General features: G+C 67.6%; 21 protein-coding genes. 13 read left to right on the top strand and 8 right to left on the bottom strand.

What is annotated here, in order from left to right; genetic code table 11:
* Positions 1 to 9 precede the first annotated feature (9 nt).
* Genes AC4ELS_RS16960 through relB form a run of 5 tightly spaced genes read left to right on the top strand, consistent with a single transcriptional unit; the run spans position 10 to position 4,676 of the window.
* Entirely contained in the window at positions 10 to 879 is an 870-nt protein-coding gene (locus AC4ELS_RS16960) for a class II glutamine amidotransferase domain-containing protein (RefSeq protein ID WP_448446331.1), read from the top strand.
* Entirely contained in the window at positions 867 to 1,553 is a 687-nt protein-coding gene (locus tag AC4ELS_RS16955; RefSeq protein ID WP_064878775.1) for a GltB/FmdC/FwdC-like GXGXG domain-containing protein, read from the top strand. The genes AC4ELS_RS16960 and AC4ELS_RS16955 overlap by 13 nt, the downstream gene beginning before the upstream one ends.
* Positions 1,553 to 2,845 (top strand): FMN-binding glutamate synthase family protein, encoded by a 1,293-nt coding sequence (locus AC4ELS_RS16950; RefSeq protein WP_499048228.1) that lies wholly within the window; start codon positions 1,553 to 1,555, stop codon positions 2,843 to 2,845. The genes AC4ELS_RS16955 and AC4ELS_RS16950 overlap by 1 nt, the downstream gene beginning before the upstream one ends.
* Positions 2,842 to 4,026 carry an NAD(P)/FAD-dependent oxidoreductase gene (locus AC4ELS_RS16945; protein ID WP_499048226.1) on the top strand — a complete coding sequence of 395 codons (1,185 nt, stop codon included), beginning with the start codon at positions 2,842 to 2,844 and terminating at the stop codon, positions 4,024 to 4,026. The genes AC4ELS_RS16950 and AC4ELS_RS16945 overlap by 4 nt, the downstream gene beginning before the upstream one ends.
* An 11-nt stretch (positions 4,027 to 4,037) precedes the next feature.
* Positions 4,038 to 4,676, top strand: a complete 639-nt coding sequence (relB, locus tag AC4ELS_RS16940) for a type II toxin-antitoxin system RelB family anti-toxin (protein WP_499048224.1) — start codon at positions 4,038 to 4,040, stop codon at positions 4,674 to 4,676.
* Positions 4,677 to 4,689: 13 nt separating this feature from the next.
* On the opposite strand, the gene AC4ELS_RS16935 is transcribed toward relB, so the two are convergent.
* Positions 4,690 to 4,905: a hypothetical protein gene (locus AC4ELS_RS16935; protein ID WP_064878783.1), complete on the bottom strand. Its 216-nt coding sequence runs from the start codon at positions 4,903 to 4,905 to the stop codon at positions 4,690 to 4,692.
* A gap of 193 nt (positions 4,906 to 5,098) precedes the next feature.
* On the opposite strand from AC4ELS_RS16935, the gene AC4ELS_RS16930 reads away from it, so the two are divergent.
* The 3 genes from AC4ELS_RS16930 to AC4ELS_RS16920 all read left to right on the top strand — a co-directional run bounded on the left by AC4ELS_RS16930 (position 5,099) and on the right by AC4ELS_RS16920 (position 8,600).
* Positions 5,099 to 6,166 (top strand): lytic transglycosylase domain-containing protein, encoded by a 1,068-nt coding sequence (locus AC4ELS_RS16930; protein ID WP_499048221.1) that lies wholly within the window; start codon positions 5,099 to 5,101, stop codon positions 6,164 to 6,166.
* A 178-nt stretch (positions 6,167 to 6,344) separates the two neighbouring features.
* Positions 6,345 to 8,162, top strand: a complete 1,818-nt coding sequence (gene leuA / locus AC4ELS_RS16925; RefSeq protein WP_064878787.1) for a 2-isopropylmalate synthase — start codon at positions 6,345 to 6,347, stop codon at positions 8,160 to 8,162.
* A 51-nt stretch (positions 8,163 to 8,213) separates the two neighbouring features.
* Complete coding sequence (locus AC4ELS_RS16920) at positions 8,214 to 8,600, top strand: SHOCT domain-containing protein (RefSeq protein WP_064878789.1); 387 nt, start codon at positions 8,214 to 8,216, stop codon at positions 8,598 to 8,600.
* Between the two features lie 13 nt (positions 8,601 to 8,613).
* Here AC4ELS_RS16920 and AC4ELS_RS16915 read toward each other — a convergent pair whose 3' ends face one another.
* Positions 8,614 to 9,603, bottom strand: coding sequence for a DEDDh family exonuclease (locus tag AC4ELS_RS16915; RefSeq protein WP_499048219.1), 990 nt, complete (start codon positions 9,601 to 9,603; stop codon positions 8,614 to 8,616).
* Between the two features lie 74 nt (positions 9,604 to 9,677).
* On the opposite strand from AC4ELS_RS16915, the gene AC4ELS_RS16910 reads away from it, so the two are divergent.
* Positions 9,678 to 10,898, top strand: coding sequence for a MurT ligase domain-containing protein (locus AC4ELS_RS16910; RefSeq protein WP_499048217.1), 1,221 nt, complete (start codon positions 9,678 to 9,680; stop codon positions 10,896 to 10,898).
* Positions 10,895 to 11,632 (top strand): type 1 glutamine amidotransferase, encoded by a 738-nt coding sequence (locus AC4ELS_RS16905; RefSeq protein WP_499048215.1) that lies wholly within the window; start codon positions 10,895 to 10,897, stop codon positions 11,630 to 11,632. Before AC4ELS_RS16910 ends, AC4ELS_RS16905 begins: the two co-directional genes overlap by 4 nt.
* A 79-nt stretch (positions 11,633 to 11,711) precedes the next feature.
* On the opposite strand, the gene AC4ELS_RS16900 is transcribed toward AC4ELS_RS16905, so the two are convergent.
* From AC4ELS_RS16900 to AC4ELS_RS16885, 4 genes are all read right to left on the bottom strand, one after another.
* The gene (locus AC4ELS_RS16900; RefSeq protein WP_064957276.1) at positions 11,712 to 12,425 is read right to left on the bottom strand and encodes an MBL fold metallo-hydrolase; all 714 of its coding nucleotides are present in this window, start codon (positions 12,423 to 12,425) and stop codon (positions 11,712 to 11,714) included.
* Between the two features lie 47 nt (positions 12,426 to 12,472).
* On the bottom strand, positions 12,473 to 13,372 hold the full coding sequence (locus AC4ELS_RS16895) for a type IV toxin-antitoxin system AbiEi family antitoxin (protein ID WP_064878799.1): 900 nt from the start codon (positions 13,370 to 13,372) through the stop codon (positions 12,473 to 12,475).
* 111 nt (positions 13,373 to 13,483) lie between these two features.
* Positions 13,484 to 14,095, bottom strand: a complete 612-nt coding sequence (gene recR, locus AC4ELS_RS16890; protein WP_003883644.1) for a recombination mediator RecR — start codon at positions 14,093 to 14,095, stop codon at positions 13,484 to 13,486.
* Positions 14,096 to 14,428, bottom strand: a complete 333-nt coding sequence (locus AC4ELS_RS16885) for a YbaB/EbfC family nucleoid-associated protein (RefSeq protein WP_055118362.1) — start codon at positions 14,426 to 14,428, stop codon at positions 14,096 to 14,098. It lies immediately after the preceding gene.
* Between the two features lie 149 nt (positions 14,429 to 14,577).
* Here AC4ELS_RS16885 and AC4ELS_RS16880 point away from each other — a divergent pair, with 149 nt between their 5' ends.
* On the top strand, positions 14,578 to 15,327 hold the full coding sequence (locus AC4ELS_RS16880) for an Rv3717 family N-acetylmuramoyl-L-alanine amidase (protein ID WP_064957278.1): 750 nt from the start codon (positions 14,578 to 14,580) through the stop codon (positions 15,325 to 15,327).
* Here the strand turns inward: AC4ELS_RS16880 and AC4ELS_RS16875 are convergent.
* On the bottom strand, positions 15,324 to 15,761 hold the full coding sequence (locus AC4ELS_RS16875) for an SRPBCC family protein (protein ID WP_003883641.1): 438 nt from the start codon (positions 15,759 to 15,761) through the stop codon (positions 15,324 to 15,326). The two genes, AC4ELS_RS16880 and AC4ELS_RS16875, sit on opposite strands and share 4 nt — an antisense overlap.
* Positions 15,762 to 15,826: 65 nt before the next feature.
* On the opposite strand from AC4ELS_RS16875, the gene AC4ELS_RS16870 reads away from it, so the two are divergent.
* Together AC4ELS_RS16870 and AC4ELS_RS16865 are read left to right on the top strand one after the other, a co-directional pair.
* Complete coding sequence (locus tag AC4ELS_RS16870; RefSeq protein ID WP_448446311.1) at positions 15,827 to 17,230, top strand: FAD-binding oxidoreductase; 1,404 nt, start codon at positions 15,827 to 15,829, stop codon at positions 17,228 to 17,230.
* A gap of 13 nt (positions 17,231 to 17,243) precedes the next feature.
* A complete protein-coding gene (locus AC4ELS_RS16865) occupies positions 17,244 to 18,557 on the top strand; it encodes a class I SAM-dependent methyltransferase (protein ID WP_499048212.1) in 1,314 nt (437 codons plus the stop codon).
* A 15-nt stretch (positions 18,558 to 18,572) separates the two neighbouring features.
* On the opposite strand, the gene AC4ELS_RS16860 is transcribed toward AC4ELS_RS16865, so the two are convergent.
* Positions 18,573 to 20,645, bottom strand: coding sequence for a DNA polymerase III subunits gamma/tau (locus tag AC4ELS_RS16860; protein WP_499048210.1), 2,073 nt, complete (start codon positions 20,643 to 20,645; stop codon positions 18,573 to 18,575).
* Positions 20,646 to 20,651: the final 6 nt, after the last annotated feature.

Genomic DNA, 20,651 nt, shown 5'->3' with positions numbered 1-20,651 from the left:
AGACAACACATGTGCGGGATCGTGGGGCTACACCTACGCACACCGGAGCTGTATCCGAGGCTGGGTGAGCTGCTCGCCGCCATGCTCGGCGAGATGTCGGACCGCGGTGCCGACTCGGCGGGGATCGCGGTCTACGGGGACCCGGAGTGGTCACCGTACGGGCAGGGCTGCGTGTCGGTGACCGATGTCGTGGAGCGGCCCGATCTGGGTCCGGATGTCGATGTGGTGCAGGTGGATTCGACGTACCTGCTGTCGGCCGACATGGATTCCGAAGAGCTGCTGGACCTGGTGCGGACGGCCTACCCGACTGCACTGATCTCGGGGTTCGGCGCCGATCTGGCGGTCCTCAAAGGGGTCGGCCATCCCCGCGCGCTCACCGATGCCTGGGGCTTGGCCAAGGCCCAGGGTTGGCAGGGCGTCGGGCACACGCGGATGGCCACCGAGTCGGCGGTGACACCGTCGGGCTGCCATCCCTACACGGTCGGCCCCGGCCAGTGCCTGGTGCACAACGGATCTTTCGCCAATCACGCCACCATCCGCCGCGAGCTGCGCCGGGCGGGGGTGATGTTCGACAGCGAGAACGACACCGAGGTGGGCGCCCGGTTCGTGGCCGAACAGCTGGCCGCGGGCCGCGACGTGGCCACCGCGCTCAAGGAGCTCTGCGCCACATTTGATGGCTTCTACACCCTGCTTGTCTCCGATCACGACTCGTTCGCGGTGGTGCGCGACGCCATCGCCTGCAAGCCCGCGGTGATCGCCGAGACAGCCGACTGGGTGGCCATGGCCAGTGAGTACCGGGCGCTGGCCGGGCTGCCCGGCGTCGAGCAGGCACGTATTTGGGAACCGGAACCGGAGGTGGTCTACGCATGGAGACGCTAGTTGGATATGACCTGCGCACAACGCCGTTGCGTGAGGTGAATGCCGCACTGCATCAGCCAGATGTCGAAGGTGACCACGTCATCGCGCATCCCGACGGTGCCCACAACGTCGCCGTCGGCCTCAACGCGCCGGTGCGGGTGACCGTCGAAGGCCACGTCGGCTACTACGCCGCCGGGATGAACCAACTCGCCGAGGTCACCATCAACGGCAACGCGGGGACCGGCGTCGCCGAGAACATGATGAGCGGCACCGTGCGGGTCACCGGAAACGCCTCACAGTCCGCGGGTGCCACGGCACACGGCGGCCTGCTGGTCATCGAGGGAGACGCAGCCGCACGGTGCGGCATCTCGATGAAGGGCGTCGACATCGTGGTGGGCGGCAGCATCGGGCACATGAGCGCGTTCATGGCCCAGGCCGGACGCCTGGTCGTACGCGGCGACGCCGGGGAGGCGCTGGGCGACTCCATCTACGAGGCCCGCATCTACGTCCGCGGCGAAGTGGCCTCGCTGGGCGCGGACTGCGTGGCCAAACCGATGCGGCCCGAGCACCACGCCGAGCTCGCAGAGTTGTTGGCCGCCAGTGGCTTCAGCAATGACGACACCGCGACCTACACCCGCTACGGCTCCGCCCGAAACCTCTACCACTTCCACGTCGACAATTCGAGTGAGTACTGATGCGCGAATCCGCCACCTTCGATCGATCCACCATCGCCGACATCCAGCGAGCCGCCGAAACCGGGATCTACGACATCCGCGGCTGGGGCGCCAAACGCCGCCTGCCCCACTTCGACGACCTGCTGTTCCTGGGCGCATCCATGTCGCGCTACCCGCTGGAGGGCTACCGGGAACGCTGCGGCACCGACGTGGTGCTCGGTGACCGGCACGCCAAACACCCACTGCACCTGGATATCCCGGTCACCATCGCAGGCATGAGCTTCGGCGCACTGTCTGGCCCGGCCAAGGAGGCCCTGGGCCGCGGGGCCAGTGAGGCCGGCACCTCGACCACCACCGGCGACGGCGGCATGACACCCGAGGAGCGCGGGCAGAGCAAGCACCTGGTGTACCAGTACCTGCCCTCGCGCTACGGGATGAACCCCGACGACCTGCGCAAGGCCGATGCCATCGAGGTCGTGCTCGGCCAGGGCGCCAAGCCCGGCGGCGGCGGAATGCTGTTGGGGCAGAAGATCTCCCCGCGGGTGGCCCAGATGCGCACCCTGCCCGAGGGCATCGACCAGCGCAGCGCCTGCCGGCACCCGGACTGGACCGGACCGGACGACCTGACCATCAAGATCAACGAGCTGCGGGAGATCACCGACTGGGAAAAGCCGATCTACGTCAAGGTCGGGGCCACCCGCACCTACTACGACGTGAAGCTCGCCGTGCACGCCGGGGCCGACGTGGTGGTGGTCGACGGGATGCAGGGCGGCACGGCCGCCACCCAGGAGGTGTTCATCGAGCACGTGGGTATCCCGACTTTGGCCGCAGTGCCGCAAGCCGTTCAGGCACTGCAGGAGCTCGGCGTCCACAGGCAAGTGCAACTGATCGTGAGTGGCGGCATCCGCTCGGGCGCCGACGTGGCCAAAGCCCTCGCGCTGGGTGCCGATGCCGTCGCAATCGGCACCGCCGCGTTGATCGCACTCGGCGACAATCACCCCCGCTACGCCGCCGAGTACGAGAAGCTCGGCAGCGCAGCCGGTTACTACGACGACTTTCAGGACGGACGCGATCCGGCCGGCATCACGACTCAGGACCCGGAACTGGCGGCCCGGTTCGACCCGGTCGAGGGCGGCCGCCGGCTGGCCAAATACCTGCGCGTGCTGACCATGGAGGCCCAGACCATCGCTCGAGCCTGCGGCAAGGCCCACGTGTGTCATCTGGAACCAGAAGACCTGGTCGCGGTGACCATCGAGGCGGCGGCCATGGCCAGGGTGCCGCTGGCCGGCACGAACTGGATCCCGGGCCAGTGAACACCGCGGATGTCGTCATCGTCGGCGGCGGACTGGAAGGGGCCGCGGCCGCGTGGGCCCTGAGTCAGCGCGGCGTCACCGATGTGACTGTGCTGGAGCGCAATACCGTCGGCTCCGGGATGACCGGTAAATCCAGCGGGATCGTGCGCTGCCACTACGGGGTCAGCTCGCTGGCCGCGATGGCGACCGTCGGTCTCGAGGTGTTCGAGAACGCCGAGCAGATCTTCGGCACCGACATCGGGTTCCGGCAGACCGGCTATGTCGTCGGTGTCGGTGAACCCAACGTCGACAACCTGCGCAAGAGTCTGGCCGCCCAACGTGAGGTCGGGGTGCAGACCGAGGAGATCGACGCCGCCGAGGTGGCCAAGCTGTGGCCGTGGGCCGATCTGGAACCGTTCGCGGCCTTCGGCTGGGAGGCTCGCGGCGGGTACGGCGACGCCTACCAGACCGCGCAGGCGTTTGCGGTGTCAGCCAGGGCCGCCGGGGTGCGAATCATGCAGGGCGCCAACGTGACCGCGCTGGTGATCGACGGTGGGAGGATCACCGGCGTCGAACTGGCCGACGGAACCCGGGTTACGGCGGGCACCGTCGTCGTCGCCACCGGCGTGTGGACCGGGCCGTTCCTGGCGCCCTATGGCGTCGACGTGCCGATCCGCGTGCACCGCGAACAGATCGTGATGATCAAACCCGGGGTGGACACCGGCCCCGTGCCCGTCTTCTCCGACCTGGTCTCGCTGCAATACATCCGGCCCGAGCCCAACGGCGAGTTGCTGTTCGGAAACTCCGATCTGGCCGAACTGGAACCCGCCGACCCGGACGGTTACCTGAACCGGGCCACTGACGATTTCGTCGACCTGACCGTCGACAAGGTCGGCACCCGGTTCCCGGGCTTCGGAGACGCGGCGATCAGCGGTAGCTACGCCGGCTGCTACGACGTCACCCCGGACTGGAACCCGGTCATCTCCCCGACCGGAATCGACGGCCTGCTGGTGGCGGCCGGATTCAGCGGGCACGGCTTCAAGATCGCACCGGCGGTCGGCAAGCTGGTCGCCGATCTGGTGACCGAGGGGCACAGCTGCGACCCGCGGATACCCGAGTCGGATTTCCGGCTCACCCGGTTCGCAGAGGACAATTTGCTCAAGAGCCGGTATCCGTACGTCGGTGCCGGGGAGATGCGTTAGACGGGAGTGCAGTGAGCGACCTGCTCCGTAACGCCGGCACGGCCCGCGAACGCGATCCCCACGCCTCGGTCGAAGAGCTCGAGTTCGAGGCGGCGATCGGGCGCAACGTGCGGCAACTCCGGCAGCAACACGGGCTCACCGTCGCCGACATGGCCGCGCGAGTGGGTATCTCCAAAGCGATGCTGTCCAAGATCGAGAACGCCCAGACCTCCTGCAGCCTGTCCACCCTGGCGCTGTTGGCCAAGGGCCTCGACGTTCCGGTGACCAGCCTGTTCCGCGGGGCCGACGTCGAACGCCCGGCGGCCTTCGTCAAAGCGGGCACGGGGCCGGAGATCGTACGCAACGGCACCAAACAGGGTCACGAATATCAACTGCTCAGCTCGCTACGCGGGGAGCACAAGCGGCTGGAATGCCTGCACGTCACGCTGACCGAGAAGAGCCAGACCTACCCACTGTTCCAGCATCCCGGCACCGAGTTCATCTACATGCTCGAAGGCGTCATGGACTACAGCCACAGCCGCTCGGTCTACCGGCTGCAGCCGGGTGACTCCCTGCAGATCGACGGGGAAGGCGCTCACGGACCGGTTGACCTGATCGAACTGCCGATCCGGTTCCTGTCGGTGATCGCCTTCCCCGATTCGCAGGTGTGAGTCATCCCCCCGCTCACTCGTAGATGCTGGTGATCCGCTGCGGGCCGTGGTGGTTGTGCCAGCCGGGCTTCATGCCGGGGGCCGGGGTGGCGTAGGTGTCCGGGCTGTACAGGTTGCCCGAGCCCTGCGGCGTCTGCGCAGCGGCAGTACCGGCCAGACCGAGCGCGACGGCGCCGAAGACGCCAGCGGACAGGATGGGCAGTGCCAGAGCCTTGGTGAACTTCGTCATGATCGTGAATCCTTCTGTCTCAGTGAGTATTTCGGTTTCTTCTGCGGCCTGTTCGGCCTCTGAGACAAGAATGCGATCCGGACGGCCCCTGGTCTGTCCGGCAATCAGGCGATCAACCTGGTGAAGATGCGTTCCCCCGATCGGGGGACGTGTCGGAGTTGGCAGGCAGCCACGCGGGTGTCACTGTGGTTCCATGCGCCACCGTGCCCGTCAAGCGGTCCGCGACGCATCCACCGGCCTCGCCGTGATCGTTCGGATGGCGTTGACCAGCGCGATCGCCGTCGCGCCCAGCCTGGTCGGCCTGATACAGGAGAACCGGGTACGGCCGGTGGCCGCGGTCCTACCGTTGCCCGACCTCGCCGGCCAACCCTGGGCGGCGCTGCCGTCTGCGCGTCCGACTCCCGCGGCGCCGGCCACGACGGGGTCACCGCCACCCCCGGAGGTTCGGGCACCGGGCGGGGTGCACATCCCCGCGATCGCACTGGCGGCCTACCAGAACGCAGACGCCATGATGGCGCAAAGCCAACCCGACTGCGGTGTGACCTGGAACCTGCTCGCCGGGATCGGGTACGTCGAGTCCACGCATGCGTTCGGCGGCGCCGCCGACGAACGCGGTGACCCCGTCAGTCCCATCTATGGCCCCGCCCTCGACGGCTCACTGCCGGGCAACGAGATCATCGTCGCCGGCAGCTTTGGCGGCGGCACGCGCTACGCCCGCGCGCTGGGGCCCATGCAGTTCCTGCCGAGCACGTGGCTGCTGCACGGGGCCGACGGCGACGGCGACGGCCGGGCCGATCCGCACAACCTCTTCGATGCCACCCTGGCCGCGGCCCGCTACCTCTGCAGCGACGGTGCGGACCTGCGCAACCAGACGCAGCTGACAAGCGCGGTGCTGCGCTACAACCACTCGATGCCCTACGTCGCCAACGTGCTGGGCTGGGCGGCGGCCTACGCCGCCGGCGTGGCTCCGGTGAGCCTCCCGCCGCTCACCGCGCCGCGTTCGCCGAGCGTCGCCGTTCGCGCGGTCGACGGCACCGCTGCATCGGCTGGCGGCTCGACTGAAACCGCCACCGCCACACCGGACAAGACCGCGCGTCGAGACGATGGCCGCGACACCGGTTCATCGACACCCCGGTCGGGCTCATCGGTGCCGAGCAAGGGCTCCGCCAACACGAGCGCGACGAGCGGGTCCCGGCGCAGCGCCGGCACCGCCAAACCCACGGTGAAGATCGGCAACGGCCGTTCCGGCAGTGCGCGCTGACGCCACGGACCGGCATCTAGCGACATTTTGGCCAACCAGGCCCCCGGGCGTACAGTGAACGACGTGCAGCGGGTGCTCCTTCTCGGACGCCGCGACGGGGTCTGACCAGACCGGCTTCCCGTCGCGGGTTTTTTGCGATGCGCCGGTCGAGTCCCCCTGATCTCCCGGAGCAAACATCATGACCAGCCCAGACGCCTACACGTCCGCCCGCACCATCACCACACCGTCCGGCCCCGGCAACCCCGATCAGCCCGTCTGGAACACCCAGCGCGGCTCCGCCATGCCGGTCAGCCGCTATCGCAGCTTCGCCGACGAGGTGCCGGGCGGCAGCCCGGCGTTCGGCCAAGGCGTTCCGTTCGACCGCACCTGGCCGGACCGCGTCATCGACACCGCGCCTCAGTGGTGCGCAGTGGACCTGCGCGACGGTAACCAGGCCCTGATCGACCCCATGAGCCCCGCGCGCAAGCGCCGCATGTTCGACCTGCTGGTACGGATGGGCTACAAGGAGATCGAGGTCGGCTTCCCCTCTGCCAGCCAGACCGACTACGACTTCGTCCGCGAGATCATCGAGGACGGCGCCATCCCGGACGACGTCACCATCCAGGTGCTGACCCAGTGCCGGCCCGAGCTGATCGAGCGGACGTTCGAGGCCTGCGCGGGAGCTCCCCAGGCGATCGTGCACTTCTACAACTCGACGTCCATCCTGCAGCGCCGCGTGGTGTTCCGGGCCGACCGCGAGGCCGTGAAGAAGATCGCCACCGACGGCGCGCAGATGTGCGTCGAGGAAGCCAAGAAGTACCCGCAGACCCGGTGGCGCTTCGAGTACTCCCCCGAGTCCTACACCGGCACCGAGCTGGAGTACGCCGTCGAGGTATGCAACGCCGTCGCAGACATCGTCAAGCCCACCCCCGAGTGGCCGCTGATCGTCAACCTGCCCGCCACCGTCGAGATGGCCACCCCGAACGTCTACGCCGACTCGATCGAGTGGATGAGCAGGCACCTGACCCCGCGCGACTCGATCATCCTGAGCCTGCACCCGCACAACGATCGCGGAACCGGTGTTGCCGCAGCCGAATTGGGCTACCAGGCCGGTGCCGACCGGATCGAGGGCTGCCTGTTCGGCAACGGTGAGCGCACCGGCAATGTCTGCCTGGTGACGCTGGGGCTGAACATGTTCAGCCGCGGGGTCGACCCGCAGATCGACTTCTCCAACATCGATGAGATCCGGCGCACGGTCGAGTACTGCAACCAGCTGCCGGTGCACGAGCGGCATCCCTACGGCGGTGACCTGGTCTACACCGCCTTCTCCGGCAGCCACCAGGACGCCATCAACAAGGGCCTGGACCAGATGAAGTTCGATGCCGACAAGGCTGACGTCGATGTTGATGATCTCCTGTGGCAGGTCCCCTACCTGCCGATCGACCCCAAGGACGTCGGCCGCACCTACGAGGCCGTGATCCGGGTGAACTCACAGTCCGGCAAGGGCGGCGTGGCCTACATCATGAAGGCCGACCACGGCCTGGCCCTGCCGCGGCGGCTGCAGATGGAGTTCTCGAAGGCCATCCAGCAGATCACCGACGGTGAGGGTGGCGAGGTCTCGCCCAAGGCGATCTGGGACGCGTTCTCCGAGGAGTACCTGGCCCCGATTACCCCGTTGGAGCGCATCCGCCAGAAGGTGGTGGCCTCCGAGGTGGACGGTGGTACCGACACCATCACCGCGATCGTCAAGATCGACGGCGTCGAGCGCGAAATCGTCGGTGCCGGCAACGGCCCGCTGGCGGCTTTCGTCGACGCCCTCGGCGCCATCGGCTACGACATCAACGTGCTGGACTACTCCGAGCACGCCATGTCGTCCGGCGAAGAGGCCCAGGCCGCGGCCTATGTCGAGGCGTCGATCGGCGGTAGGACCGTCTGGGGCGTCGGCATCGCGACTTCGATCACAACTGCATCACTTCGAGCAGTTGTGTCTGCTGTCAACCGCGCCGCGCGTGCTTAGCTGACGTCGGCGTAGATCACTACGCCTGACGTCGAAGGCAAGGAGCGCTCCATGGACTGGGGCTCAACGTGGGATTTCCTGTGGCATTTCCTGATCATCTTCGCCTGGATCGCGTACCTGCTGGTCCTGTTCCAGATCCTCACGGACCTGTTCTGGCGTGATCACAAGACCTCCGGCTGGGTGAAGGCCGTGTGGGTGGTCTTCCTGATCGTGTTCCCGTGGCTCACGGCGCTGATCTACCTGATCGCCCGCGGCAAGGGCATGTCGGAACGCGCCCAGGCGGCCGCGCTGGCGGCCAAGCAGGAGACCGACGCCTACATCAAGCAGGCGGCAGGCCGGTCACCGGCGCAAGAGATCGCCGACGCCAAGGCTCTGCTGGATTCCGGCACGATCACCCAGGCAGAGTTCGACGGACTGAAGGCCAAGGCACTGAGCTGAAATCCGAGCTGAGTCAGAACAGCGTGTACTGATCGCTCTCTGCGGGGGTGTCGCAGAACTCCTCGATATCGGCGCCACCGACGACATGGGTCAGCAGTCCCATGAACGACTCGTCGTCGAGTAGCGGCACCCCCAGCTCGACAGCCTGGTACCCCTTGCCCTGGCTGGGTGCGGTCTCGTTGCAGATCACCAGTGAGGTCTGCTGATCCACCAGATCGGTGTAGGACAGCCCGGCGTGCAGGATGCGCTCGACGAGCTCCTCGTGGGTGCGCACCACTTCCGTCGACAGCGCCACCCGCATGCCCTGCACCAGCGGCCGCCCCGGCACGAAGACACCTGGGTTGGCGTACTCGCACGGCAGCCGCGAGGCCAGCATCTTCAACGGCCGCAGTTCTTCGTGGGTGACGTGGCCGTTGGGCCAGCGGCGTCGACTCACCTCCCGCAGCGGCAGCCAGACCTTGCGGTCGCGCGCCCGCGCGAGCGTCGGTTTGAGGATCTGTGCCAGCACCAACGCGTCGTCCAGCGCGTCATGCGGCCGCATCTGGCTCACGCCCCAGTGTGCCGCCAACGTCTCCAACCGCAGATTCTCGGTACCCAACGCCAGCCGACGCGCCAGCTCGACCGTGCACATCACGCTGTCGACCGGTAGCTCAGCCCCGACCAGCTCGGCCTCGGCCGTCAGGAAGCTGTAGTCGAAGCCCACGTTGTGCGCCACCAGCGTGCGTCCCCGCAGGACATCACTGAGTTCGTCGACGACGTCACCGAAGGTGGGTTGGCCCTCCAGCATCTCGGAGGTCAGCCCGTGCACATGGGTGGGCCCGGGATCCACCCCGGGATTCAGCAGGGACGCGACACTGCGCTCGACATTTCCGTCGTCCCCGACCGCCAGTGCGGCGACGCTGACGATGCGCGCCTGCCCGGGCCGGAACCCGGTGGTCTCCACGTCGACGACCGCCCAGCCCGCTCCCGGCTCCTCCGCCGGCCTGCCCCACGCGCTGCTCATATTCGCCAGGATGGCACGCAGGCCCGACAGAGTCGGGCGGCGCGGCAGCGTGTCGTGCCCCTAAAATCGCCGGAATGCTGACCATCCGTGGGCGCGCCGCTCTGGCCGCCGGAGCAACCGCACGCTGGGCGTCGCGGGTCACCGGCCGCGGTGCAGGCGCGATGATCGGCGGACTGGTCGCCATGACACTGGACCGTTCGATCCTGAGCCAGCTCGGCCAGGGCCGCCGCAGCGTCGTCGTGACCGGCACGAACGGCAAATCGACCACCACCCGGATGACCGCGGCCGCCCTGGCGACGCTCGGACCCGTGGCCAGTAACTCCGAGGGCGCCAACATGGATGCCGGCCTGGTGGCGGCGCTGGCCTCGGCACGCGACGCCGAGCTGGCCGCCCTGGAAGTCGACGAGATGCACGTCCCGCACGTGTCCGATGCCGTGGACCCCTCGGTGATCGTTCTGCTGAATCTGTCCCGGGACCAGCTCGACCGGGTCGGTGAGATCAACCACATCGAACGCACCCTGCGCGGCGGCCTGGCGCGGCACCGCGACGCGGTGATCGTGGCCAACTGCGACGACGTGCTGATGACCTCCGCGGCCTACGACAGCCCCAACGTGGTGTGGGTGGCCGCCGGCGGCAGTTGGTCCGGTGACTCGGTGAGCTGCCCGCGGTCCGGCGAGATCATCGTGCGTGACGGGCGGGACTGGCGCTCGACCGGGAGCGACTTCAAACGCCCCAGCCCGCAGTGGTGGTTCGACGACACCCACATCTACGGGCCCGACGGTCTCGTCCTCCCGATGACGCTGGCCCTTCCCGGCGCCGTCAACCGCGGTAACGCCACCCAGGCCGTCGCGGCTGCCGTGGCCCTCGGTGCGGACCCGACAGCCGCGGTGGCCGCGGTCTCGGGCGTCGACGAGGTCGCCGGGCGGTACCGCACCGTGCAGGTCGGCTCGCACACCGCCCGGATCCTGCTGGCCAAGAACCCGGCCGGGTGGCAGGAGGCGCTGTCGATGGTGGACAAGCAGGCGGCCGGCGTCGTCATCTCCGTCAACGGACAGGTGCCCGACGGGGAGGACCTCTCTTGGCTGTGGGACGTTCGGTTCGAACACTTTGAGGACACTGTCGTGGTGGCCGCCGGTGAGCGCGGCACCGACCTGGCCGTGCGGCTCGGGTACGCAGGCGTCGAACACTCACTGGTGCACGACACCGTCGCCGCGATCGACTCCTGCCCGCCCGGGCATGTCGAGGTGATCGCCAACTACACCGCGTTCCTGCAACTGAATCGGCGGATCTCATGAGTGGCGCGCACGCGAGGAGCAGTAAGGCCCCAGTGCAGATCGGGCTCGTGCTGCCCGACGTGATGGGCACCTACGGCGACAGCGGCAATGCGGTGGTGCTGCGGCAACGGTTGCGGCTGCGTGGCATCGACGCCGAGATCGTGGAGATCACGCTGGACGATCCAGTGCCCGACTCCCTGGATCTGTACACCCTCGGCGGAGCCGAGGACTACGCCCAGCGGCTGGCCACCAAGCACCTGATCCGGTATCCCGGCCTGCAGCAGGCGGTTTCGCGCGGGGCACCGGTCCTGGCGATCTGCGCGGCGATCCAGGTGTTGGGTCATTGGTATGAAACCTCGGCGGGTGAGCGGGTGGAGGGCGTCGGGCTGCTCGATGTCACCACGTCGCCGCAGGAAGCCCGCACCATCGGCGAGGTGGCCTCGCGCCCACTGTTGGATGGGCTGTCGCAGCCGTTGACGGGCTTCGAAAACCACCGTGGCGGAACGGTTCTGGGACCCGACGCCAGGCCGCTGGCCGCGGTCACCAAAGGTGCGGGCAACCGCCTGGGCGACGGCTACGACGGTGCCGTGCAAGGCAGCGTCGTCGCCACCTATCTGCACGGGCCGTGCCTGGCGCGCAATCCCCAACTGGCCGACCATCTGCTCTCACAGGTGGTCGGTGAGCTGCCGCCCCTGGAGCTGCCGGAGGTCGACCTGCTGCGCCGCGAACGGTTGGCTGCGCCTCGGCGGGTGTAGGGGTGCCCCCTTTCGCCGAAACGGCATTCCAGCAGGCTTCTACTCGCACTTCCTCTGCCGGAATGCGATTTCGGCAGGGTCAGGCCGCGAAAACGTCGACCGCCGAGGCAATTCGGGCCGCGGCGTCCTCAAGAATCGGCTCGCCGTGGCCGAACCCGGCACGCTGTGCGCCCGTGGCAGCAAGCTTGGCCACGGAGTCGGCGAGGGAAGCACGGTCGGTGTTGAAGACACCCAAGATCACCTGACCGTTGAACTCGGCAACCACATCTCCGGTGAGCAGCGCATCAGCCTCCGGCAGATAGAGCGCGATGCCGCCCGGGGTGTGGCCGGGCACGCCGATCACGCGCGCCCCGCCGGCGAAGTCCAATACATCACCGTCGCCCACCACCAGGTCCACCCGGCACGCCGGTCCGTGCGGTGCGGCGTCGAAATCCGGGCGGAGCTTCCGCTCCGAGTCGGTCAGTGCCGGCAGCGGTCCGGGTTCGTCGCCCCGGACGAAGTCGGCGTCACCTTTGCCTGCGATGACCTCCACATCGGACCAGCCGGCAATCTCGGCGGCCGCACCGCAATGGTCCTCGTGAAAATGGGTGAGCACGATGCGCTTGACGTGGATCCGTCGCCGCCCCAGCTCGGTGAGCGCGTCGGCGATCAGTTCGGCACTGTCCGACCACCCGGTGTCGATCAACGTCACGCCGTCAGGTTCGGTCCACAGGTAGCTGTTGAGCAGGTGGGCCTGGCCGCCGGGAATCCGCAGCCGGTACAGCGATTCCGCCATCTGGAGTAGGTCGGGCATGGCTCCGACGCTACCGTCGTCCGCCGAAACCGCATTCCAGCAGGCTGCTACCCGCACTTCTTCTGCTGGAATGCGGTTTCGCGGGGTGTGGAGCGAAGGGTGCCGTCCCAACCACGCGCCTTCAAAGCGGAGTAGGCACGCTGGACGACCTCGTGTTCCCGGTCCTCTTTGATCACCTGCATGACGTCCCAACCAAGTCGGCGAAGCTTCGGCAACGCCTTCAGATCCTTGACGTATTGAGCACGGTCGGTCTGGTGCTGGCCACCGTCGTATTCCGAGGCAACCTGGAAGTCCTCCCAGCCCATATCCACGGTGCGGATCACCCGCCCCCACTGGTCGGCGATGGCAATCTGCGTTGTCGGCCGCGGCAGCCCGGCATCGATGTAAAGGAGCCGCAGCCGAGTCTCCGGAGGTGACGCCGCGCCGCCGTCGACCAACGGGAGCACTGCCTTGAGCTTCGCCACCCCACGTGCACCTCGGTATCGCTTGGTCAGCATGAGGACGTCCTCGGCGGAGAAGGGGCATACATGCATGAGCGCGTCCAACCGCTCGAGTGCCTTCTTACGCGGCAGGAAGCGCCCGAGGTCGAATGCCGTACGCGCGGGTGTCGTCACCGGCATGCCTGCGACACAGGTGATCTCGTCGTCCGCGATGCGCTCGTGCCGGATGACGATGCCACGCGGCGACCGGATGTAGTCCCAGATGAGTTCAACGGCGACATCGTCGTCCACCCACTCCGCGCCGTGCAACGCCGAGGCCGCGACTCCAGTCACAATGCCGTTCCGCTGTGTCCACATCCAGGCCGCGGTGATGTGGTCCCGCAGCGACAACGCTTGTCCCTTCGGCACATGCACGTTCCGAAAGATCGGCCGATACCAGCGCTGCAATTCATGTCGTGTGACGACACCACTGGCAATCGCCTCGGTGCCGATCAATATCTCCCCCATGGGCAGATGCTTGCCCTCGGGTCCGACAAGCCCGCCGAAATGGCATTCCGGCAGGAGAAGTGCGAGTAAGGCCCTGCTGGAATGCCGTTTCGGCGGAGGAGTGGTCCGTGATCAAGCCATCGCGCGACGGCCGGCGAGCGCGCGGCCCAGCGTGAGCTCGTCGGCGAACTCCAGGTCACCACCCATCGGCAGGCCCGAGGCGATGCGGGTGACGGTCAGACCGGGGATGTCGCGCAGCATCCGGACCAGATAGGTCGCAGTGGCCTCACCCTCGGTGTTGGGGTCGGTGGCGATGATCACCTCGGCCACGTCGACGCCGTCGACGCGTTCACCGATCCGGTTCAGCAACTCCCGGATCCGCAACTGATCGGGCCCGACGCCCGACAACGGATCCAGCGCTCCGCCCAGCACGTGGTAGCGGCCGCGGAATTCGCGGGTGCGCTCGACAGCCTGGACGTCCTTGGGCTCCTCGACGACACACACCAGCGAGGCGTCGCGGCGCGGGTCCTTGCAGATGCGGCAGCGTTCCTCGTCGGAGACGTTGCCGCACACGGCACAGAACGTGACACCGTCCCGGATGCGGCCCAGCACCGCGGTCAGCCGATCGATGTCCGGCGGCTCGACGCTCAGCAGGTGAAACGCGATCCGCTGCGCGCTCTTGGGCCCGATGCCGGGCAGTTTGCCCAGCTCGTCGATCAGATCCTGTACTGGGCCTTCGAACACTTACAGCCCCGGAAGTCCGAACCCGCCCAGACCGCCGGCCAGCGGACCCAACCGGCTCTGGGCGAGGGTGTTCACCTGGTTGGAGGCATCGGCGAGGGCGCCGACGATGAGGTCCTGCAGGGTCTCGGGGTCGGCGGGATCGATCACCTTGGGGTCGATGGCCACCGCGACCACCTCACCGCTGCCCTTGACCGTGACCTGCACCAAGCCGCCGCCGGCCTGGCCGTGCACCTCGGAATTGGCCAGCGCCTCCTGCGCCTCCATGAGCTGCTGCTGTACCTGCTGCGCCTGCGCAAGCAGGGCCGACATGTCGGGTGTGCCTCCGGGTTGCATGACTGGGTCCCCTTGCCGTGTTGATTGCGTCTTGGTCTCGACTTGGTTGCTCTCGCCTGTCGGCGGCGATTCGGACTTTCAGCCTAGTCGGCGGGCGGGCTAGCGTGGCGCCCGTGCGAGTCCCAGCCTGCGTGCGTGTCGGCACCGCCATGGTCAGCAGCGTCATCATCGCTGCGACCGCATCGGCGGTCGTCGACGCTCCCCACGCCTCCGCAGCCCCCTCGAACATCGCCGGCATGATCGTCTTCCTCGATCCCGGCCACAATGGCGCCAACGACGCGTCGATCAGCCGCCAGGTGCCGACCGGCCGCGGCGGCACCAAGGACTGCCAGGCCAGCGGTACGTCCACCGCAGACGGTTTCCCCGAGCACACCTTCACCTGGGACACCACCCTGCGGCTCCGCGCCATCCTCACCCAGATGGGGGTGCGCACCGCGATGTCGCGCGGCAACGACAATGCGCTGGGCCCGTGCGTCGACGAACGCGCATCGATGGCCAACGCGCTGCGCCCCAACGCCATCGTCTCCATCCACGCCGACGGCGGCCCGGCCAACGGTCGCGGCTTCCACGTGCTCTACTCGTCGCCGCCGCTGAACAACGTGCAGGCCGGACCGTCGGTGCAGTTCGCCAAGACCATGCGCGACCAGTTGTCCGCGTCGGGCATTCCGCCCGCCACCTACATCGGTTCGGGTGGCCTGGACGCCCGCTCGGATATCGCCGGGCTCAACCTGGCGCAGTTCCCGTCGATCCTCGTCGAGTGCGGCAACATGAAGAACCCGGTCGACTCCGCCCTGATGAAGACCCCTGACGGTCAGCAGAAGTACGCCGAGGCCATCGCCCGGGGCGTCGCGGCCTATCTGGGCACCCAGGCGGCCTCTGCCCCGGCCCCGGCCCGCTAGCTCTCGACTTCCTTCTTCAGGTTGGCCAGCACCTCGTCCTGGATCTTGCGCAGGCCGAGCGGTGCGAACGTCTTCTCGAAGAAGCCCTTGATCCCGCCGGCACCGGTCCAACTGGTCTTCAGATTGACCGACGATCCGGTGCCCGCAGGGGCGACGGTCCAGTTGGTCACCAGGCTGGAGTTGGCGTCCTTCTCGATCACCGTGTGGCCGGCGACGTCGACCGAGGCCTTGATGTCACGCACCCGCGACTCAGTGGCCTGCAGCTTCCAGCTGGCCACGGTTCCTGCGCCCTGACCGCCCTCAAGCACCTGGTAATCGCGGTAATGCGAGGAAAGGATCTTGGGGCGCACGGTCTGGTAGTCCGCGATCGCGGCGAACACAGCGGCCGGCTCGGCGTTGATCAGAACCGTGCTGACCGCACTGACCTGTCCCATGACTGAAACTCCTTCAACTCGTGTCTGCGGTCGCATCGTCGGCAACCTCCGACTAGCGTATATGTGTGTCTGTTGTTACGACTGACGCACAAGCTGTCCATGCCATGGGCGTGCAGCGCCTATTGGACAGTTACCGCGCCATACCGCCCAATTCGACCGTGCGGCTTGCCAAGCCCACGTCGAACCTGTTTCGTGCGCGAGATCGCAGCGACGCCAAAGGTTTGGACGTCTCGGGTCTGACCAATGTGATTGCGGTCGACGCCGAAGCCCGCACCGCCGACGTCGCAGGCATGTGCACCTATGAAGATCTGGTCGCCGCGACGCTGCCGCACGGCCTGGCTCCACTGGTGGTGCCCCAACTCAAGACCATCACCCTGGGCGGCGCGGTCACCGGTCTCGGTATCGAGTCGACGTCGTTCCGCAACGGCCTGCCACACGAATCGGTCCTGGAGATGGACATCCTCACCGGGGCAGGCGAAATCGTCACCGCATCACCGGACCAGCATTCCGACCTGTTTCGAACCTTCCCCAATTCGTATGGCACGCTGGGTTATTCGACGCGGCTGAAGATCGAACTCGAGCCCGTCACACCGTTCGTCGCGCTGCGCCACCTGCGCTTCCACTCACTTACTGACCTTGTGGCGGCGATGGATCGGATCATCGAGACCGGCGGCCTCGATGGCGAACCAGTCGATTACCTCGACGGCGTCGTGTTCAGCGCCGACGAGAGCTACCTGTGCGTCGGATTCAAGACGACGACACCGGGGCCCGTCAGCGACTACACCGGCCAGGACATCTACTACCGCTCGATCCAGCACGCCCAGGGTGAAAAGCACGATCGGCTGACCATCCACGACTATCTGTGGCGATGGGACACCGACTGGTTCTGGTGTTCACGCGCTTTCGGTGCGCAGAACCCGACGATCCGGCGGTTCTGGCCACGCAAGCTGCGCCGCAGCAGTTTCTATTGGAAGCTCGTCGGCTACGACCAGCGGTTCAACATCGCCGATCGGATCGAAAAGCGCCACGGCCGCCCACCCCGGGAGCGGGTGGTCCAGGACGTCGAGGTGCCGATAGAGCGCTGCGCAGAATTCCTCGACTGGTTTCTGCAGAACGTCCCGATCGAGCCGATCTGGCTGTGCCCGCTGCGGTTGAGGGAGAATCGGCACAAGGACCCGGGCTGGTCCGGAGGCTGGCCCCTGTACCCGCTGCGCGCTCACCACACCTACGTCAATGTCGGGTTCTGGTCCTCGGTTCCGGCCGGCCCGGTAGAAGGCCATACCAACAAGCTGATCGAGACCAAGGTCAGCGAGCTCGACGGACACAAGTCCCTGTATTCGGATTCCTACTATCAGCGTGAGGATTTCGACGAGCTCTACGGCGGCGAGACCTACAAGACCGTCAAGAAGTCCTACGACCCCGAAACGCGCTTGTTTGACCTGTATTCGAAAGCCGTCTTGCGCCGATGAACGGAGAACAGCGATGACCACCTTCAAGGATCACTCGACGCACAGTACCGACCACAAGCTCACCCTGGCCGAGATCCTGGAGATCTTCGCCTCGGGCTCGCTGCCGCTGAAATTCACTGCCTACGACGGCAGTTCCGCAGGACCGGAGAGCGCAACGCTCGGCCTGGATCTCAAGACCCCGCGCGGCACCACCTATCTGGCCACCGCCCCTGGCGATCTCGGCCTGGCCCGCGCCTATGTGTCCGGCGACCTGGAGCCGCACGGCGTGCATCCCGGCGATCCGTACCCACTGCTGTGCGCGCTAGCGGAGAAGATGGCGTTCAAGCGCCCACCGGCCCGGGTGCTGGCCAACATCGTCCGGTCCATCGGCATCGAACACCTCAAGCCCATCGCGCCGCCGCCACAGGAGGCCCTGCCTCGGTGGCGCCGCATGATGGAGGGCTTGCGGCACAGCAAATCCCGCGATGCCGACGCGATCCACCATCACTACGACGTGTCGAACACCTTCTACGAATGGGTGCTCGGCCCGTCGATGACCTACACGTGCGCGTGCTACCCGGATGCCGATGCGAGCCTGGAAACCGCACAGGACAACAAGTATCGGCTGGTTTTCGAGAAGCTGCGGCTGCAGCCCGGCGACCGGCTGCTCGACGTCGGCTGCGGCTGGGGCGGCATGGTGCGTTACGCCGCGCGCCACGGCGTCAACGCGCTCGGCGTGACGCTGTCGAAAGAACAGGCCCACTGGGCCCAGGCTGCCATCGACAGGGAGGGCCTCGCGGACCTGGCCGAGGTACGCCACGGCGACTACCGCGACATCACCGAGACCGGATTCGACGCCGTGTCCTCGATCGGACTGACCGAGCACATCGGCGTGCACAACTACCCGTCGTACTTCGCTTTCCTGAAGTCGAAGATGCGTCCCGGCGCACTACTGCTGAACCACTGCATCACCCGTCACGACAACAGATCGACGGCGGGTGCTGGGGGCTTTATAGACCGCTACGTGTTCCCGGACGGAGAGCTGACCGGTTCCGGGCGGATCATCGCCGAGGTGCAGGACGTCGGCCTTGAGGTCACGCATGAGGAGAACCTGCGCAACCACTACGCGATGACGCTGCGCGATTGGTGCGCCAACCTCGTCGAGCACTGGGATGAGGCGGTCGCCGAGGTCGGACTCCCCACCGCGAAGGTGTGGGGTCTATACATGGCCGGGTCCCGGCTCGGTTTCGAGACGAATGTGGTTCAGCTGCACCAGGTTCTGGCCGTCAAGCTCGACGAGCAGGGCAAGGACGGCGGCCTGCCACTGCGGCCGTGGTGGACGGCCTAGCGTCGCGACTCCTACCTAGCTCTCGATCTTTCGCGCACCGAGTTCGTTCTGAAGGAGTTCCAGCGCAACCTCTTCGGGATCACGACGGGGCCCGGCCTCGCTCTGCGAAGCCTCGGCGAGCATCTCTGCCTCTTCTTGCTCCGGGGAGGACGGCGGTTCCGGCGCGGGCTCCGGCTCAGGTTCGGGAATGACGCGGCCCGGCCTGGTGGGGACCCGTGGCGGGGGCTTACTGGCCTTCGGCGCGGGCGGCGGGGCCGCCTCTGCCGTGCCGACCTCACAGCGGATCTGCCAGTCCACACCGAGCGCGTCCTTCAACGCATCCCGGATCACGTCGGCATTTCGCGACTCGGTCAGCCGCTTGGCCAACGGCGGTGAGTCATGGGACAGCACAAGGGTTTTGTCCTCGACGGCCCGCACGATGGCACCCGAGAGCATGACCTCGGTGGTCCGACTGCGCTCGCGTACCTTCTCCCGCACCGTCGTCCACATCGAGCGCACCGCGGCGGCGTTGGGTTCACCCCCGGGAGTCACCGATGCCTGCAGCGGTTCCGGCTCGGGTTCGGGCTCCGGAGCGGGCTCAGGCTCGAAGTCCGGCTCCGGCGGCAGCGGTGGCTCTGGCTCGGACTGGGGCGCGGGTTCTGCAACAGGGGGCGGCGGTGGCGGCGCGGAAACAGGTTCGGGCGCGGACACCGGTTCGGGTGCACGCTCGGGCTCGGGAGCAGGAGCAGGCGGTGCCGCAGCAGGGGCGGGGTCGGGTGCCGGTGACGGGGCCGGAGCGGGGTCAGGTGCCGGAGCCGCTTGGCTGCGGCGGGTGAATGTCTTGGTGGGTTCGGCGGCGGGCACGGACGGCTCGGCGACCGCGGCGGGCCGGGCCGGTGCTGCGGGCCGAGCGGTCGACGACGCCTCGCCGGCCGGGAGCGACATGTCCAGCCGCGTCTCGATACGTTCGATGCGCTGAAGGAGGGCCGATTCGGTGTCGTGCGCCGAGGGCAGCAGCAGCCGGGCGCACACCACTTCCAGCAGCAGCCGCGGCGCGGTGGCACCGCGCATCTCACCGAGGCCGGCGTGGACCACCTCGGCATACCGGGCCAACGTCGCCGCGCCCACCCGGTCGGCCTGCTCCCGCATGCGTTCCAGCACGTCGGCCGGGGCATCCACGACACCCCGGGTGACGGCGTCGGGCACGGCCTGCAGCACGATCAGATCGCGGAAGCGCTCCAGCAGATCGGTGGCGAACCGCCGCGGATCGTGACCGGCGTCGATCACGGCCTCGACGGCTCCGAACAGCGCCGCCGCGTCGCCGGCGGCCAGCGCCTCGACCGCTTCGTCGATGAGTGCCATATCGGTGGCGCCCAGCAGGGCCAGCGCCCGTTGATAGGTGATGTGGTTGCCGTTGGCACCCTGCTGGGAGCCGGCCAGCAGCTGATCGAGCACCGAGAGCGTGTCGCGAGGTGAACCGCCGCCGGCCCGGATCACCAATGGGTACACCGCGTCGTCGACGTGGACGTTCTCCTCGGCGCAGATGCGCTCCAGCAGCGGACGCATGGTGCGCGGGGCCAGCAGCCGGAACGGGTAATGGTGCGTACGCGACCGGATGGTCGGCAGCACCTTCTCCGGTTCGGTGGTGGCGAACACGAAGATCAGGTGCTCGGGCGGCTCCTCGACGATCTTGAGCAGGGCGTTGAAGCCGGCCGTCGTGACCATGTGGGCCTCGTCGACGATGAAGATGCGGTACCGCGACTGGGCCGGTGCGTAGAACGCGCGGTCCCGCAGCTCGCGGGTGTCGTCCACACCGCCGTGGCTGGCCGCGTCGAGCTCGACGACGTCGACGTTGCCCGGTCCGTTCGGTGCCAGCGCGACGCACGAATCGCACACCCCGCACGGTGTCGGTGTCGGCCCCTGCTCACAGTTGAGCGAGCGGGCGAGGATGCGCGCCGAGGACGTCTTGCCGCATCCGCGCGGCCCGGAGAACAGATATGCGTGGTTGATCCGGTTCGCGGTCAGCGCGGTCGATAGCGGCTCGGTGACATGTTCCTGGCCAACGACTTCCGCGAAGCTTGCCGGCCGGTATTTGCGGTAGAGAGCCACGGGAGA

The sequence above is a fragment of the Mycobacterium shunyiense genome, from assembly GCF_058270035.1.
Note: the sequence above shows the minus strand (reverse complement) of the source record. Positions and strands in the feature narration are given on the sequence as shown.

What these genes read in the sequence shown, in the direction of transcription:
- AC4ELS_RS16960 (WP_448446331.1), top strand. Translation starts at nt 10, where the DNA reads ATGTGCGGGATCGTGGGGCTACACCTACGCACACCGGAGCTGTATCCG.
- AC4ELS_RS16955 (WP_064878775.1), top strand. Translation starts at nt 867, where the DNA reads ATGGAGACGCTAGTTGGATATGACCTGCGCACAACGCCGTTGCGTGAG.
- AC4ELS_RS16950 (WP_499048228.1), top strand. Translation starts at nt 1,553, where the DNA reads ATGCGCGAATCCGCCACCTTCGATCGATCCACCATCGCCGACATCCAG.
- AC4ELS_RS16935 (WP_064878783.1), bottom strand. Translation starts at nt 4,905, where the DNA reads ATGACGAAGTTCACCAAGGCTCTGGCACTGCCCATCCTGTCCGCTGGC.
- AC4ELS_RS16930 (WP_499048221.1), top strand. Translation starts at nt 5,099, where the DNA reads ATGCGCCACCGTGCCCGTCAAGCGGTCCGCGACGCATCCACCGGCCTC.
- leuA (WP_064878787.1), top strand. Translation starts at nt 6,345, where the DNA reads ATGACCAGCCCAGACGCCTACACGTCCGCCCGCACCATCACCACACCG.
- AC4ELS_RS16920 (WP_064878789.1), top strand. Translation starts at nt 8,214, where the DNA reads ATGGACTGGGGCTCAACGTGGGATTTCCTGTGGCATTTCCTGATCATC.
- AC4ELS_RS16915 (WP_499048219.1), bottom strand. Translation starts at nt 9,603, where the DNA reads ATGAGCAGCGCGTGGGGCAGGCCGGCGGAGGAGCCGGGAGCGGGCTGG.
- AC4ELS_RS16910 (WP_499048217.1), top strand. Translation starts at nt 9,678, where the DNA reads ATGCTGACCATCCGTGGGCGCGCCGCTCTGGCCGCCGGAGCAACCGCA.
- AC4ELS_RS16905 (WP_499048215.1), top strand. Translation starts at nt 10,895, where the DNA reads ATGAGTGGCGCGCACGCGAGGAGCAGTAAGGCCCCAGTGCAGATCGGG.
- AC4ELS_RS16900 (WP_064957276.1), bottom strand. Translation starts at nt 12,425, where the DNA reads ATGCCCGACCTACTCCAGATGGCGGAATCGCTGTACCGGCTGCGGATT.
- AC4ELS_RS16895 (WP_064878799.1), bottom strand. Translation starts at nt 13,372, where the DNA reads ATGGGGGAGATATTGATCGGCACCGAGGCGATTGCCAGTGGTGTCGTC.
- AC4ELS_RS16885 (WP_055118362.1), bottom strand. Translation starts at nt 14,428, where the DNA reads ATGCAACCCGGAGGCACACCCGACATGTCGGCCCTGCTTGCGCAGGCG.
- AC4ELS_RS16880 (WP_064957278.1), top strand. Translation starts at nt 14,578, where the DNA reads ATGGTCAGCAGCGTCATCATCGCTGCGACCGCATCGGCGGTCGTCGAC.
- AC4ELS_RS16875 (WP_003883641.1), bottom strand. Translation starts at nt 15,761, where the DNA reads ATGGGACAGGTCAGTGCGGTCAGCACGGTTCTGATCAACGCCGAGCCG.
- AC4ELS_RS16865 (WP_499048212.1), top strand. Translation starts at nt 17,244, where the DNA reads ATGACCACCTTCAAGGATCACTCGACGCACAGTACCGACCACAAGCTC.